At 65.3% G+C, this 13677-nt stretch carries 13 protein-coding genes; 5 read left to right on the forward strand and 8 right to left on the reverse strand.

The features are described from left to right. Window positions 1-38 precede the first annotated feature (38 nt). The 5 genes from Azoinq_RS06670 to purU form a co-directional block, all read right to left on the reverse strand. Window positions 39-704: a hypothetical protein gene (locus tag Azoinq_RS06670; protein ID WP_216130721.1), complete on the reverse strand. Its 666-nt coding sequence runs from the start codon at window positions 702-704 to the stop codon at window positions 39-41. Continuing rightward, window positions 704-3595 carry a 2Fe-2S iron-sulfur cluster-binding protein gene (locus Azoinq_RS06675; RefSeq protein ID WP_216130718.1) on the reverse strand — a complete coding sequence of 964 codons (2892 nt, stop codon included), beginning with the start codon at window positions 3593-3595 and terminating at the stop codon, window positions 704-706. Before Azoinq_RS06675 ends, Azoinq_RS06670 begins: the two co-directional genes overlap by 1 nt. Further along, window positions 3595-3852, reverse strand: coding sequence for a sarcosine oxidase subunit delta (locus tag Azoinq_RS06680; RefSeq protein ID WP_216130716.1), 258 nt, complete (start codon window positions 3850-3852; stop codon window positions 3595-3597). The genes Azoinq_RS06675 and Azoinq_RS06680 overlap by 1 nt, the downstream gene beginning before the upstream one ends. Before the next feature lie 27 nt (window positions 3853-3879). Next, entirely contained in the window at window positions 3880-5067 is a 1188-nt protein-coding gene (locus tag Azoinq_RS06685) for an FAD-dependent oxidoreductase (RefSeq protein ID WP_216130714.1), read from the reverse strand. A gap of 64 nt (window positions 5068-5131) precedes the next feature. Further along, entirely contained in the window at window positions 5132-5992 is an 861-nt protein-coding gene (gene purU / locus Azoinq_RS06690) for a formyltetrahydrofolate deformylase (RefSeq protein WP_216130712.1), read from the reverse strand. 199 nt (window positions 5993-6191) lie between these two features. Here purU and Azoinq_RS06695 point away from each other — a divergent pair, with 199 nt between their 5' ends. Further along, window positions 6192-6797: a helix-turn-helix domain-containing protein gene (locus tag Azoinq_RS06695; protein WP_216130710.1), complete on the forward strand. Its 606-nt coding sequence runs from the start codon at window positions 6192-6194 to the stop codon at window positions 6795-6797. Then, window positions 6797-7258 carry a GNAT family N-acetyltransferase gene (locus Azoinq_RS06700; protein ID WP_216130709.1) on the forward strand — a complete coding sequence of 154 codons (462 nt, stop codon included), beginning with the start codon at window positions 6797-6799 and terminating at the stop codon, window positions 7256-7258. Before Azoinq_RS06695 ends, Azoinq_RS06700 begins: the two co-directional genes overlap by 1 nt. Before the next feature lie 227 nt (window positions 7259-7485). Here the strand turns inward: Azoinq_RS06700 and Azoinq_RS06705 are convergent, their stop codons facing one another. The 3 genes from Azoinq_RS06705 to Azoinq_RS06715 form a co-directional block, all read right to left on the reverse strand. Continuing rightward, window positions 7486-9003: an ammonium transporter gene (locus Azoinq_RS06705; RefSeq protein WP_216130707.1), complete on the reverse strand. Its 1518-nt coding sequence runs from the start codon at window positions 9001-9003 to the stop codon at window positions 7486-7488. Between the two features lie 13 nt (window positions 9004-9016). Continuing rightward, window positions 9017-9355 (reverse strand): P-II family nitrogen regulator, encoded by a 339-nt coding sequence (gene glnK / locus Azoinq_RS06710; RefSeq protein ID WP_216130705.1) that lies wholly within the window; start codon window positions 9353-9355, stop codon window positions 9017-9019. A gap of 83 nt (window positions 9356-9438) precedes the next feature. Continuing rightward, a complete protein-coding gene (locus Azoinq_RS06715) occupies window positions 9439-10242 on the reverse strand; it encodes a TorF family putative porin (protein ID WP_216130703.1) in 804 nt (267 codons plus the stop codon). A 242-nt stretch (window positions 10243-10484) separates the two neighbouring features. Between Azoinq_RS06715 and Azoinq_RS06720 the strand changes: the two genes are divergently transcribed. The 3 genes from Azoinq_RS06720 (at window position 10485) to Azoinq_RS06730 (ending at window position 13642) form a co-directional block, all read left to right on the forward strand. Further along, a complete protein-coding gene (locus Azoinq_RS06720) occupies window positions 10485-10727 on the forward strand; it encodes an accessory factor UbiK family protein (RefSeq protein ID WP_216130701.1) in 243 nt (80 codons plus the stop codon). Window positions 10728-10799: 72 nt separating this feature from the next. Next, window positions 10800-12296 carry a YifB family Mg chelatase-like AAA ATPase gene (locus Azoinq_RS06725; RefSeq protein ID WP_216130699.1) on the forward strand — a complete coding sequence of 499 codons (1497 nt, stop codon included), beginning with the start codon at window positions 10800-10802 and terminating at the stop codon, window positions 12294-12296. 137 nt (window positions 12297-12433) lie between these two features. Then, window positions 12434-13642, forward strand: a complete 1209-nt coding sequence (locus Azoinq_RS06730; protein WP_216178454.1) for a multidrug effflux MFS transporter — start codon at window positions 12434-12436, stop codon at window positions 13640-13642. The last annotated feature ends 35 nt before the right edge of the window (window positions 13643-13677 follow it).

Below are 13677 nucleotides of genomic sequence, written 5' to 3' on the forward strand. Positions count from 1 at the left end.
CAACTGCCGTTCAAGCAAAAAACCAGTTCCGCCGCCCTTCAGGAGGCCAGAGCGTCCAGGCCCACGGGCCCGCCGCCCAGCTCGGCGGCAATGGCCGTCAAGGTGCGCCACAGATAGGGGCCATAGGTGCCGTCGCACCACAGCCGGTATTGGGGCAAGCCCCCCGCCGAGCCAGGCAGGACGGTGACCGTGACGCCGGCCATGGAAGTCAGCACCACGGGCCGGGCGGCCAGATCCAGACTGGCAAAATTGACGCTGCACACCTGGGCCAGCAGGGATGGCAGAGCCTCCCCTTGGAGCATCAGAGCCGCGTCCTGGCGCAGCACCGGATAGACCCGGACGCCAGGCTCGGCCAGACACAGGGCGTCCAGGGGGTCCGCCGGGCCTTCCACGAGAAACTCGCTGCGGCCCAGGCGCAGCACCCGCCCGCCCTGGGCCAAGGGCGCCCAGGTATTGGGGGTCTCCGGCACGGGCAGGCCCCGGCCCGCCAGCCAGGCGGCGGCACCGGGCCCCTTGCCCCCCCAGCGGCGTTGGCAGGACACATCTGCCACCCCCAGCACTCGGGCCTGGGCGGCTTCCCCGGCGGGGTCACCGAAATGTTTGGGGAGGGCTCCCTGATCCCCTTCTTCCCAGGCGGGTTGCAGGCCCCCCAGGAGGTCGAAGAGGGGGGAGACGGGGGTGGCTTGTGGCATGAGATCGGTCATCACGCTTCCTTCTGGCGCAGGTTTTCCGGGTCATAGAAGGGGGTGGCGGCGGTCTGCACCGTGACCCCGGCACCGTCGGAGAGGCGCGCTTCCAGGGCCAGGCCGGGCTTGGCCAGGTCCGGACGGACCAGGGCTAGGCCGACAAAACCCTTGAGGGTGGGGCTCCAGGCAATGCTGGTGACCCGGCCGACGATTTCCCCTTCCCGGATGAAGAGGTGGCATTCCTGGGGTACCCGGGCTTCCGGGCCCCCCGGGATGACAAAGCCGATGAGGCGTTTGCGGGGGTGTTTGCGGGCCTCGGCCTGGAGGCTGCGCTGGCCGATGAAGAAGGGCTTATCCAGCTTCACCGCCCAGTCCAGGGCCGCTTCGTTAGCCGTGGTTAGGCCATCCGTATCCTGGCCGATGATGATGTGGCCCTTCTCCAGGCGCAGCAGGCGCTGGGCTTCCACACCGAAGGGGCGGATGTTCTGGTCCGCACCGGCGGCCAGGAGGGCATCCCACAGGGCCCCGGCCTGACTGGCGGGCACGTGGATTTCGTAGCCCCATTCCCCCACAAAGCCGACCCGCATGAGGCGGGCGGGAATGCCCGCTACCCGGCCCTCCCGGATACCTAGGTAGGGGAAGGCGGCGGCGGACAGATCCAGATCGGTGAGCTGGGCCAGCACCTGGCGGGACCGGGGGCCGGCCAGATTGATGCCGGCGTAGGCCCCGGTCACATTGACCAGGCCGCAGTCCAGCTTCCATTCCAGGGCCAGGCGGGAAAGCTCCCGGTAGATGCCGGCGGCTCCGGAGGTGGTGGTGGTGAAGTAGAAGTGGTCTTCCGCCAGGCGGGCCACCACCCCATCGTCGATGACCACACCGGACTCGTCGCACATCACGGCGTAGCGGGTCATGCCCACCTTCAATCCGGCGTAGCGGGAAACATAGGCCCGCTCCAGGAAGGCGGCAGCGTCCGGGCCCCGCACTTCCAGCTTGCCCAGGGTGCCCACGTCGATCAGGCCCACCCCGTTGCGTACCGCCAGGGCTTCTTCCCGGATGCAGGTAATACGGCTCTTGCCATCCCGGGCGTAGTACTCGGGCCGCTGCCACACCCCGGCAGGCATCCACACCGCCCCCAGGGCGTCATGGCGGGCCTGGAGGGGCGTCTGCCGTTCCGGGTGGAACCCCCGACCGCCCAGATGGGCCATGGGCACGGGATGGAAGAAGGGACGGGCGGTGGTGGTGCCCACTTCCTGGGGCTTTTTGCCCGTGAGCCGGGCCAGGAGGCGCAGGGCATTCATGTTGGAATGCTTACCCTGGCTGGGGCCCATGCCCACGGTGGAATAGCGCTTGAGCAGCTCGATGTTGTCGAAGCCTTCCTGGACCGCGTTGGGGAAGTCCTGGAATTGGATGTCTTCGTCAAAATCCACGAAATTCTTGCCCTTGGGGTGGGCCACCATGGGCCAGGGATGGCTGGGGCATTCCGTCTCCGGCGGCACCGTGACGGGCCGGGGGCTGCCGAAACCGGCGTGGGCAGCGGCGGCGCTGCCCGCCCGTTCCCCATCCAAGCGGCGGGCGGACCAGTCATGCACCCCGTTCACCTTGCCGCAGGCAAACACCCCTTCCGGCAGCACATCGGGGACGAACTGGTGCAGGGTTTCCCGGTAGGCCATGCGGGAGCCGGCCTGGTAAAGGAGGTTGGCGGCGGGGGCCCAGCCCACGCTCACCGCCACCCCGTCGCAGGGAATTTCCGCCACGGGGGTGCCCGCCCGACCGTCGTCGAAAGCGGCCAGACGCACGGCCTTGAGGGCCTTGTGATCCCCCGTGGGGACGGCTTCCCCAATACAGGTGGCGGCATGGACCGGGATGCCCAGGGCCTTGACCTGTTGCACCAGGGCCGGGTTGCCGTAATGGGGGCGCAGATCTACCACGGCAGCCACCTGGACCCCGTGGGCCGCCAGATCCAATGCGGCCCGGTAACCGGCCCCATTGGCGGTGAGCACCACGGCCCGCTGCATGGGCTTTACGGCGTAGCGGTAAAGCAGGCGCTGGGCGGCGGAGGCCAGCATGATGCCGGGCAGGTCGTTGTAGCGGAACACGGCGGGCTGTTCAAAGCCCCCGGCCGCCACCACCACCGCCTTGGAGCGCATTTTGGTGATCTTGTCCCCCTCCACCAGAGGCACCCACTGGTCGGCGTAATAACCCGCCGCATAGGTGGCGGTCATGACCCGGATGCGGGGATGGGCACTCACCTTGGCCAGTAGCTCCCGGCCCTGGCGCACCCGCTCGCTGTCGGCGCCAAATTCGTAAGTGGCGGAGCCCCCCGCCCGGGCGTTTTCATCCACCAGCACCACGTCCGCCCCCTGGTCGGCGGCGCTCAAGGCCGCCGCCATGCCGGAGGGACCGGCCCCCACCACCAGCACGTCGCAGAAGCCGTAGCACTTGGGGCTGTAGCGCCGGGGGGCGGTCACATCCACCTTGCCCAGGCCGGTGAGGGTGCGGAACATCTTTTCCCAGAGGGGAAAGAGCTTCTTGGAATAGAAGGCCTTGTAATAGAAGCCCACGGGCAGGAAGCGGGAGAAAGCGCCGAGCACCGCCGCCTTATCCGATTCCAGGCTGCCGAAGGTATTCACGGCCGTCAGGGCCATGCCCGGCTGTACCGGGGTCACGTCCATGCGCAGGTTGGGCATGGGGCCCCACTGGGCCACGTTGTTCATGTCGTGGTTGGCCAGGGAGAGAATGCCCCGGGGCCGGTGGTACTTGAAGCTGCGCCCCAGGAGGGTACGGTCATTGGCCCACAGGGCCGTGCTCACCGTATCGCCCCCATAGGCCCGGTAGGTCCGGCCCTCGAAGCTGAACTCCACGCTGCGGGAGCGGTCGATCCACTCCCCTTCCATAGCAGGCAGTCGCATTAGCCTTCCTCCCCAACCAGATAGGTGCGCAGCACCCGGTCTTTTTCCGTATCCCGCTCGGCGATGAACCAGGTGTTGCTGGGGGTGTGGCACCACCACTCCTTTTTCACCCCGGGGGCGCCGTTGCGGTTGTAGACGTAGTCGGCCCACTGGTCGTCGCTGGCGGTGGCCGGGTCCGGCATGGGGCGGATTTCGCCCCCGTAGGTAAATTCGCTAATGGCCCGGGGGCCATTGATGGGACAGGTCATGAGTTTCATCGGGGTAGCTCCTGGGGATTCTCTGGACTAGTGGCCCACGGAGGCGGCGCCCTTTTCGCCCGTGGGGGCGAACTGGCGAAAGCGGTCCAGGGAGAAGCCGGTAATCAAGGGATGGGGCTGGTCGTTGGCCACGGTGTAGGACATGGTCTTGCCCGACACCGGGGTGGCTTTGAAGCCCCAGGTGCCCCAGCCCGAATCCAGGTAAAAGCCTTCCACCGGGGTCTTGCCCATGATCGGGGCGAAGTCCGGAGTCATGTCCGCCATGCCGGCCCACTGGCGCATGACCTTCACGTTGGAAAGGAAGGGGAACATGTTCAGCATCTGGCCCGACAGGTGTTCCACGAAATCCAGGGTGGAGCGGGTGGCCTGCACCTCGTAGGGGTCCAGGGAAGCCCCCATCACCAGCTCGCCCCGGGCGGACTGGCTGATGTAGACGTGCAGGCTGCCGGACACCAGAATGGGGTCAAGCCAGGGCTTCAGGGGCTCGCTGACCATGGCTTGCAGGGGGTGGACATGGATGGGGGTGCGCACATCCACCATTTTCAGAATGCGTGGGGTGGAACCGGCCACGGCGCAAAGCACCTTGTTGGTGGCGATATAGCCCCGGCTGGTCTTCACCCCCCGGACCTTGCCGGCCACCACGTCGATACCCGTCACCTCGGTCTGCTGGTGGATTTCCACTCCCCGCATGTCCGCGCCCTTGCCGTAGCCCCAGGCCACCGCGTCGTGGCGGGCCACGGAACCGGGGGCGTGGTAGAGGGCCCCTAGGATGGGGGCCTGGCCGCTACAGGAGAGGTCGATCATGGGAGCGGCTTCTTTCACCGCCTCCGGCCCCACCAGTTCGGAATGGACGCCGTAGTGCTTGTTCACCTCGGCCCGCCAGCGCATGGTGCGCAGGGAGGCGTCGGTGTGAGCCAGGGTGAAGTGGCCCCGGTTGGCGTAAAACAGGTTCAGGTCAAATTCCTGGGACAGGTCCTGCCACAGATTCACCGAGGCGTCGTAGAACTGCACCCCTTCGGGGGTCAGGTAATTGGAGCGGATGATGGTGGTGTTACGCCCCGTGTTGCCGCCACCGATGTAGCCCTTCTCTAGGACGCAGACATTGGTGATGCCAAAGTCCCGGGCCAGGTAGTAGGCGGCGGCCAGACCGTGGCCCCCACCTCCGATGATCACCACGTCGTAGGCGGATTTGAGCTTGTCGTGCCGCGTGAACATGCGCGGCTCCGGGTGTTTGTTGGATAGGGCGAAACGCAAAAGTCTCCAGGGCATGCTGGGCTCCTTAGCGGAAAACGACCGTCTTGTTGCCGTGCACCAGCACCCGGTCTTCCAGGTGATAGCGCAGGCCCCGGGCCAGGACGGCCTTTTCGATGTCCTTGCCGTAACGCACCAGGTCGTCGGGCAGGTCCGAGTGATCCACCCGGATCACGTCCTGGTCGATGATGGGTCCCTGATCCAGGTCGGCGGTGACGTAGTGGCAGGTGGCACCGATCAGCTTCACCCCCCGGGCGTAGGCCTGGTGGTAGGGCTTGGCCCCCACAAAGCTGGGCAGGAAGCTGTGGTGAATGTTGAGAATCTGGCCCGGGTAGTTGGCGCACAGATCCGGGGAGAGGATCTGCATGTAGCGGGCCAGCACCATCACATCCCCCTGGGCCTGCTCGAAGAGCTCCGCCACCTTGGCGTAGGCGGCGGCCTTGTTGTCCGGGGTGACGGGCACGTGGTGAAAGGGGATGCCGTGCCACTCCACGAAGCCCTTGAAGGTGTCGTGGTTGGAAATGACACAGGGGATTTCAATATCCAGTTCCTTGGACTGCCAGCGGGCCAGAAGGTCGTAGAGGCAGTGTTCCTGCTTGGAGACCAGGATCACCACCCGCTTTTTCCGGGCGCTGTCGTTGATCTTCCACTTCATGTCGAACTGGGCGGCGATGGGAGCGAACTTTTCCCGCAGCACGGCCAGATCGAAATCCAGGGATTCGGCCAGGATGTCCTGGCGCATGAAAAAGCGCTTTTCTTCGCTATCCGCGTGGTGGTTGGCCTCGGTGATCCAACCCCCGTGGGCGGCGACGAACTGGCTCACGGCAGCGACGATGCCCACCCGGTCGGGGCAGGAAAGGGTCAGGGTGTAGCGGCGGGGTGGGGACATGGCGGTTAGGGCTCGGTTGGGCGGTGGTGTGATTCAAAGATTCATATAAGGCAACATTTGTGAGCATTGTGCATCCTTCATTCTTATTGGTCAACATTTTTTCCTATTAAGAAACTTTATGGTGTGGGATAATGGGTTCGTCATTCCGGCAGAGACCGGAACACGCAGGTAACACGCGAAAAAACAAGGAGATTTCGCTATGAGCGATCACGAAAGCAGCGACAGCCTGTCCCGCTATTTGGGCAGCACCATCCGGGATCTGCGCCAACAGCACGGCCTGACCATTGCGGATGTGGCTGACCGGACCGATATCAGCCGGGGCATGCTGTCCAAGATTGAAAACGCCCAGACCGCCACCAGCCTGGAAACCCTGTCCCGGCTGGCCCATGCCCTGGGGGTCTCCCTTTCCACCCTGTTCCGCCATTACGACGTGCCCGGTGGCGGCGCCCAGCTGGTGAAGGAAGGGGAGGGCATGGAGGTGGTGCGGCGCGGCACCAAGCGGGGCCACACTTACCATCTGCTGGCCTATGACCAGGGGCCCACCAAGGTCTTCGAGCCCTTCCTGATCACCATTGATCACGAATCGGAGGTGTTCCCCACCTTCGAGCACCCGGGTACGGAATTCATCTACATGCTGGAAGGCAAGATCGAATACCGGCACGGGCAGAGCACCTATGTGCTGGAGCCGGGGGACAGCCTGACCTTCCGGGGCGAGGTGCCCCACGGCCCGGAAACCCTGATCCAGTGTCCCATCCGCTTCCTCAGCGTAATCATCTACAACAGCGCCCAGCCCGGAGAAATGTAATGGCCCCCGCCCCCGTCACCCTGGATGCCGCCACCCCGGCGGACCTTCCCGATCTGATTGCCCTGCTCCGCCGCCTGTTCGCCATCGAGCAGGATTTCCAGGCTGATCCGGAAAAGCAGGTGAAGGGGCTAACCCGGCTCATGGCCAGCCCGGCCATGGCCCGCATTGGGGTAGCCCGGGACGGGGACGGCCGTGTGGTAGCCATGGTCAGCGCCCAACTGGTCATTTCCACGGCAGAAGGGGCGCCTTCCGCCTGGATCGAAGACATGGTGGTGGCCCCGGACTGGCAGGGCCAGGGCGTGGGGCGCCGGGTGTTGGCATCCGTCCTGGCCTGGGCCAGGGCTCAGGGCGCCACCCGGGCCCAGCTGCTGGCGGATTTAGACAACGCCCCGGCCCTGGCCTATTACGACCACCTGGGCTGGCAGGCCACCCGCCTGGGGGCCCAGCGCCTGATGCTGTAAATCCCCCCGCCTTCAAGCGGGCGCCACATCCCCGTCGTAAAGCCAGCCCTTGGACCATCCACCCCGGGTGCCCCACTCGCTGGGAACGGTCTCCGGAGCTATTCCCCTAGGAGTAAGCCCATTCCCTCACCCCGCCCCCTGGCGGGGTTTTGTTTTGGCCCAAAAATACGGTCCACGAAAAAGGGCGCCCCGAGGGGCGCCCTTGCTCACGGTGAAGTGAGGGGAAATTACAGGTGGTAGGCTTGTTCGCCGTGGGAGGTAACGTCCAGGCCTTCCCGTTCTTCTTCTTCGGGAACCCGCAGGCCGATGAAGATATCCACGATCTTGTAGGCGATCAGGGAAACCACACCGGACACCACGATGGTGGTGGCCACGCCCGTGGCTTGGATGATCACTTGATCCACGATGGAGTAGTTATCCGCCACCTTGTTGGCCACATAGTCGTAGATGCCGGTGCCGCCCAGGGAGGGGCTGGCGAACACACCGGTGAGGAGCGCGCCCAGGATACCGCCCACGCCGTGCACCCCGAAGACGTCCAGGGAGTCATCCACGCGCAGCAGCTTCTTCAGGCCATTCACGCCCCACAGGCAGACCACACCAGCCAGGAGACCGATCACCAGGGCACCCATCACACCGACGAAACCGCAGGCGGGGGTGATGGCCACCAGACCGGCCAGGGAGCCGGAAGCAGCACCCAGCATGGAGGGCTTGCCCTTGATCAGCCATTCAGCAAACAGCCAGGACAGGGTCGCCGCAGCGGTGGCCAGCCAGGTGTTGATGAAGGCCAGGCCAGCGGAGCCGTTGGCTTCCAGAGCGGAACCAGCGTTGAAGCCGAACCAGCCGAACCACAGCAGGGAGGCACCGATCATGGTCATGGTCAGGCTGTGGGGAGCCATGGAATCCTTGCCCAGACCAATCCGCTTGCCTATCACGTAGGCACCCACCAGACCGGCGACGGCGGCGTTGATGTGCACCACGGTACCGCCAGCGAAGTCCAGAGCACCCTTTTGGAACAACCAGCCAGCGGTGGCGTTCAGCTTGTCAGCGGCAGCGGCGTCGATGTAGCCGTCGGGGCCCGCCCAGTACCACACCATGTGAGCCATGGGCAGGTAGGAGAAGGTGAACCACAGGGCGCAGAACACCAGCACGGCGGAGAAGCGGATCCGTTCAGCAAAGGCCCCCAGGATCAGGCAGGCGGTGATGGCCGCGAAAGCCCCTTGGAAGACCACATAGATGAACTCGGTCACCACCACGCCCTTGGAGAAGGTGGCGGCCACGGAATCCGGGGTCACGCCCTTCATAAAGAGCTTGTCCAGGCTACCGAAGAAGGGATTGCCTTCGGTAAAGGCCACGCTGTACCCGTAGATGCACCACAGCACGGTGATCATGGAGAAGACCACGAACACTTGGATGAGCACGGACAGCATGTTCTTGGAGCGCACCAGGCCACCGTAGAACAGGGCCAGGCCCGGGATGGACATGATGATGACGAAGGCGGCAGCCACGATCAGCCAGGCGTTGTCACCCTTATTGGGCACCGGAGCAGCGGCAGGGGCAGCAGCAGGCGCGGCGGCGGTGGCCGCAGCGGGAGCAGCCGCATCGGCGGGCTTGGCAGCGTCCGCCGGAGCGGCAGCAGGAGCCGTAGCCGCCGGGGCGGCAGAAGCGGCGGGGGCGTCGTCGGCAAACGCCGGGGCGGACAGGCCAACCACACCCAGCAGTGCCAACATAGCGAGCATGCGTTTCATTGTTTTCTCCCGATCAAAGGGCATCTTCGCCGGTTTCACCGGTGCGGATGCGAATGACTTGTTCCACGTCGAAGACGAAGATCTTGCCGTCACCGATCTTGCCGGTGCTGGCGGATTTTTCGATGGCTTCGATGACCTGATCCGTCAAGTCATCCTTCACCGCCGCTTCCACTTTGACCTTGGGCAGGAAATCCACAACGTATTCCGCACCCCGGTACAGCTCGGTGTGCCCCTTTTGCCGGCCGAAACCCTTGACTTCGGTGACCGTGATGCCTTGTACGCCGATGGCGGACAAGGCTTCACGCACTTCGTCAAGCTTGAACGGCTTGATGATGGCAGTTACCAGTTTCATGTTGGCTCCCAATCAGTTGGAAATCCGGTTTTATCCGGTGCCCCCGACCCCGAGGACACCGGTGACACTAAGAAAAAAGCGGCTTAGAAAGTCTTGGTGAAGGACAGTTGGGCGGCACCCTTGCCCAGATCCTTACCCAGCAGGCTGCAATAAGGTTGGACACCATTGCCGTTGCAGTCGCCGTGGGCATTGGTGTCGTAGTAGGACAGAGCCACCACGCCGAAGCCCACATCCTTGGTCACGCCCAGTTTGTAGTCGGAGTAGGAAGCGCGGCTGTAATCCTTGATGGATTGGTGGCCCACGTGGCCCACCAGGCCCCAGCCAGTACCCAGATCGTAGTTGGCATTGACTTCGAAGTAGCCGGAACCACTGGTGTTGCCATTGCCACCGTTCTTACCCCACCCGAAGATATGGTCGGAAGTGGTCAGAGAGTATTTGGCAGACAACCATTTCCAGCCGATAGCGCCATAAATTTCCGTGGTGTTGGGGCTATTGGAACCCACGGTCAAATTACCGCTGTGGGGGTAGTTATAGGTCAGGACGCCCACGTCGTAGTTCCAGTCACCACCGGCGAAGGTGTTCTTGTAACCGCCGTAGATGTCGATTTCAGTAGGAGCGCTGCCGCCAGAGCCATCGGTCAGCCAGGAGATGGAAGACCCCCAGACACCGGCGTAGAGGCCGGAGGAATGGGAATAGTCAAAGCCGCCTTGAATGGCCGGCTTGCGGTTGGACTGGGCGATCCCCCGGTAGATGTACTCGGAAGTCAGGCTCACGTTGGCGGTGAAGGTGTGTTCCGGCGTGGCGGCGGCCGCAGGGGCGGCGTCGTCGGCGAAGGCCGGGACGGACAGACAAGCAAGAACGGCGGTGGCGATGAGAGTTTTTTGCATTGCAGACTCCTGATAATAAAAAGAGAACTTCGCGGAATGCATCTAGCACAGGTCGTGCCAATCTTTTTTTCACCCAAAAACAGGGGATTGCATAAACTTTATAACCCATTCCCATGGGGGCCGCACCAAGGGAGCGCATCCCCAAAAGGGTGCGCACAGCTTCGGTGCGGAACGGCCCGGCGGCCCCCGCCGACCCCTGTGCTAAACTTTGCCGCCTGCTTATTGACCCCCGGATGCGCACCATGCTCGATCCCAAACTTTTCGAAGATTTCAGCCAGCGGCTGAGCACCCTGATGGCCGGCACTCCGGCCGCCGACCTGGAAAAGAACGTGAAGGCCATGCTTTCCGGCTTTTTCTCCAAGCTGGACCTGGTAACCCGGGAAGAATTCGACGTTCAGGCCCAGGTTCTGGCCCGCACCCGGTCCAAGCTGGAAGCCCTGGAAGCCCGGGTCACGGCCCTGGAAAATCCCCCCGCCCAGGATTAAGCCCGGCGTCCAGGGGACGCCAAGCCTTTATTATCATGGCATAATCGGCGCCATTTTCCACGGGCCGCCGCCATGCCTCTCGCCCTCGTTCACAGCCGCGCTTTAGCCGGAATGGCCGCTCCGCCGGTGACGGTGGAAGTCCATATCGCCAACGGCCTGCCCGCCTTTTCCCTGGTGGGCTTGCCCGAGGCCGAGGTGCGGGAAGCCCGGGATCGGGTACGGGCCGCCCTGCTCACTAGCGGCGCCGATTTCCCGCCCCGGCGCATTACGGTCAATCTGGCCCCCGCCGACCTGCCCAAGGAATCGGGCCGCTTCGATCTGCCCATCGCCCTGGGCCTGCTAGCCGCTTCGGACCAATTGCCCAGCGCCGCCCTGGAAGGCTATGAATTTGCGGGGGAACTGTCCCTGTCCGGCGACCTGCGCCCGGTACGGGGCGGACTCGCCATGGCCCTGGCCGCGGGGCGGGCCGGACGCCCCCTGGTGCTGCCCCGGGAAAGCGCGGCAGAAGCCGCCTGGGCCCGCCACACCACCCTGATCCCCGCCGCCACCCTTCTGGAAGTCTGCGCCCATCTGCGGGGCGACGCCCCCCTTCTCCCCCTCGGCGCCCCGCCCCCCGTTCCGCCGCCCCCTTACCCGGATCTGTCGGACGTGAAAGGCCAGGCGGGGGCCCGCCGGGCCCTGGAAATCGCCGCCGCTGGCGGCCACTCCCTGCTCTTCTGCGGCCCGCCGGGCACGGGCAAATCCATGCTCGCCCAGCGCCTACCGGGCATCCTGCCGCCCCTGGCAGAAAAGGAAGCCCTGGAATCCGCCACCCTGCTGTCCTTAGCCGGGGAATTTCAGCCGGACCGCTGGACCCTGGCCCCCTGGCGCCATCCCCACCATACGGCTTCCCCCGCCGCCCTGATCGGGGGCGGCAGCAAAGCCCTGCCCGGGGAAATCTCCCTGGCCCACGGGGGCATTTTATTTTTGGACGAGCTCCCTGAATTCGACCGCCGGGTACTGGAAGCCCTGCGGGAGCCCCTGGAAACCGGCGCCGTGCAAATCTCCCGAGCCGCCGCCAAAATCAGCTATCCGGCCCGTTTCCAGCTCATCGCCGCCATGAATCCCTGTCCCTGCGGCTTTCTCGGCCATCCCCGGCGAGCCTGCCGCTGCACCCCGGATCAGGTGGCCCGCTACCGGGGACGGCTCTCCGGCCCCCTGCTGGACCGGCTCGATCTGGCCCTGGATGTGCCGCCCCTGAGCCCGGAGGAGCTGGCCGCCGCCCCCACCGGAGAAAGCTCCGCCCCGGTGCAGGAACGGGTCAGCCGGGCCCGGCGCCGCCAGGAAGCGCGCCAGGGCGGCCTCAATGCCCATCTGGAAGGGGCGGCCCTGGAGCAGCACTGTCGTCCGGAAAAAGAGGCCCAAGCCCTGCTGGCCCGGGCGGTGGAGCAAATGCAGCTGTCGCCCCGGGCCTACCATCGTATACTGCGGGTAGCGCGCACCATCGCGGATTTGGCGGGCAAGGATGCGCTAGAACCCGCCGCCGTGGCGGAAGCCATCCAATATCGGCGCTTCGACCGGGCCCGCTGATCCCGCCTCACCTGGCCGGACGGGGCCGCCGAGAAGGTTTCCCCTTACCGGCCCATTAAGCACCTCCCGGCCCCTATGGGGCCCCTGACCGCCGTCGGCCCCTGACTGGGTCCGGAACACCCCCTTTGAGGCTTTCTTTGAACAGCGAAATTTCCTATCGCCTGCTGGCTGTCCTGTTGGCCGCCCTGTCCGCCCTGGGCCCCTTTTCCATCGACACCTACCTGCCGTCTTTCCTGGAAATCGGCGCCAAGCTCCAGGCCAGCCCCTGGGAAGTGCAGCAGACCTTGACCGCCTACATGCTGCCCTTCACCGTCATGACCCTGTGGCACGGGGCCATTTCCGACGCCTACGGGCGGCGCCGCATGATTCTGGGGGCCATGGTGCTCTTCGCCCTGGCCTCCCTGGGCTGCGCCCTGGCCAACAGTATCCAGATGCTGTGGTTGATGCGGGCCCTCCAGGGCGTCACCGCCGGCGCGGGCCTGGTGGTGGGCCGGGCCGTGGTGCGGGATGTGTACCAGGGGCCGGAAGCCCAGCGCCTGATGGCCCACGTGGCCATCATGTTCGCCCTGGCCCCCGCGGTGGCCCCCATCCTGGGGGGCTGGCTGCACACCTGGTTCGGCTGGCGCTCCGTTTTTCTCTTCATGGCCTTTTCCGCCCTGAGCCTGTTCGTTGCCTGCCGGGCCCTGCTGCCGGAAACCCTGCCCCCCGCCGCCCGCCAGCCCCTTAATGCCCCCTATCTGCTGGGAGCCTACAAAGGGGTGATGTCCTCCCTGCCCTTCCAGGCCGCCTGTCTCGCCGTATCCTGCAACTTCCTGGGCTTTTTTATCTACGTCACCTCGGCACCGGTGTTCCTCATCCGCCACCTGGGGGTCTCGGAAACCGGCTTTTTCTGGCTCTTCGGCCCGGCCATGGCAGGCATGATGTGCGGTGCCTGGCTCTCGGGCCGTCTGGCTGGCCGCTGTTCCGCCCCCCGGCTGCTGCTCCTGGCCTACGCCCTCATGGGCCTGGGGGTGGCGGTGGATCTGGGGGTGAGTTTCTTGCGCCCCCCCGGCCTGCCCTGGAGCGTCATCCACCTATTCATCTATAACCTGGGCATGGCCCTGTCCATGCCCACCCTGACCCTCCTGGCCCTGGACCGCTTTCCCCTCCAGCGGGGGCTAGCCGCCTCCTGTCAGGCCTTTCTCCAGTCCGGGGTCAATACCCTGGCGGCCGCCGCCCTGGTGCCCCTGCTCTGGGGCAGCGTCGGCCATCTGGCCCTGGGCACCCTGGCCATGTGGAGCCTGGGCGGACTCTTCAGTTACGGCTTTTTCCGCCTCTCCCTCCCCCGCCTCCCCCAAAGGGAGTGATGACAGGGGGAAGAGCCGCCCCTATACTCGGATCG

Origin of the sequence: Azospira inquinata, assembly GCF_018905915.1 — a bacterium.
GTDB lineage: Bacteria > Pseudomonadota > Gammaproteobacteria > Burkholderiales > Rhodocyclaceae > Azospira > Azospira inquinata.

What these genes read in the sequence shown, in the direction of transcription:
- Azoinq_RS06720 (WP_216130701.1), top strand. Translation starts at nt 10,485, where the DNA reads ATGCTCGATCCCAAACTTTTCGAAGATTTCAGCCAGCGGCTGAGCACC.
- purU (WP_216130712.1), bottom strand. Translation starts at nt 5,992, where the DNA reads ATGTCCCCACCCCGCCGCTACACCCTGACCCTTTCCTGCCCCGACCGG.
- Azoinq_RS06725 (WP_216130699.1), top strand. Translation starts at nt 10,800, where the DNA reads ATGCCTCTCGCCCTCGTTCACAGCCGCGCTTTAGCCGGAATGGCCGCT.
- Azoinq_RS06670 (WP_216130721.1), bottom strand. Translation starts at nt 704, where the DNA reads ATGACCGATCTCATGCCACAAGCCACCCCCGTCTCCCCCCTCTTCGAC.
- Azoinq_RS06700 (WP_216130709.1), top strand. Translation starts at nt 6,797, where the DNA reads ATGGCCCCCGCCCCCGTCACCCTGGATGCCGCCACCCCGGCGGACCTT.
- Azoinq_RS06705 (WP_216130707.1), bottom strand. Translation starts at nt 9,003, where the DNA reads ATGAAACGCATGCTCGCTATGTTGGCACTGCTGGGTGTGGTTGGCCTG.
- Azoinq_RS06685 (WP_216130714.1), bottom strand. Translation starts at nt 5,067, where the DNA reads ATGTTCACGCGGCACGACAAGCTCAAATCCGCCTACGACGTGGTGATC.
- Azoinq_RS06695 (WP_216130710.1), top strand. Translation starts at nt 6,192, where the DNA reads ATGAGCGATCACGAAAGCAGCGACAGCCTGTCCCGCTATTTGGGCAGC.
- Azoinq_RS06675 (WP_216130718.1), bottom strand. Translation starts at nt 3,595, where the DNA reads ATGCGACTGCCTGCTATGGAAGGGGAGTGGATCGACCGCTCCCGCAGC.
- Azoinq_RS06680 (WP_216130716.1), bottom strand. Translation starts at nt 3,852, where the DNA reads ATGAAACTCATGACCTGTCCCATCAATGGCCCCCGGGCCATTAGCGAA.
- Azoinq_RS06715 (WP_216130703.1), bottom strand. Translation starts at nt 10,242, where the DNA reads ATGCAAAAAACTCTCATCGCCACCGCCGTTCTTGCTTGTCTGTCCGTC.
- glnK (WP_216130705.1), bottom strand. Translation starts at nt 9,355, where the DNA reads ATGAAACTGGTAACTGCCATCATCAAGCCGTTCAAGCTTGACGAAGTG.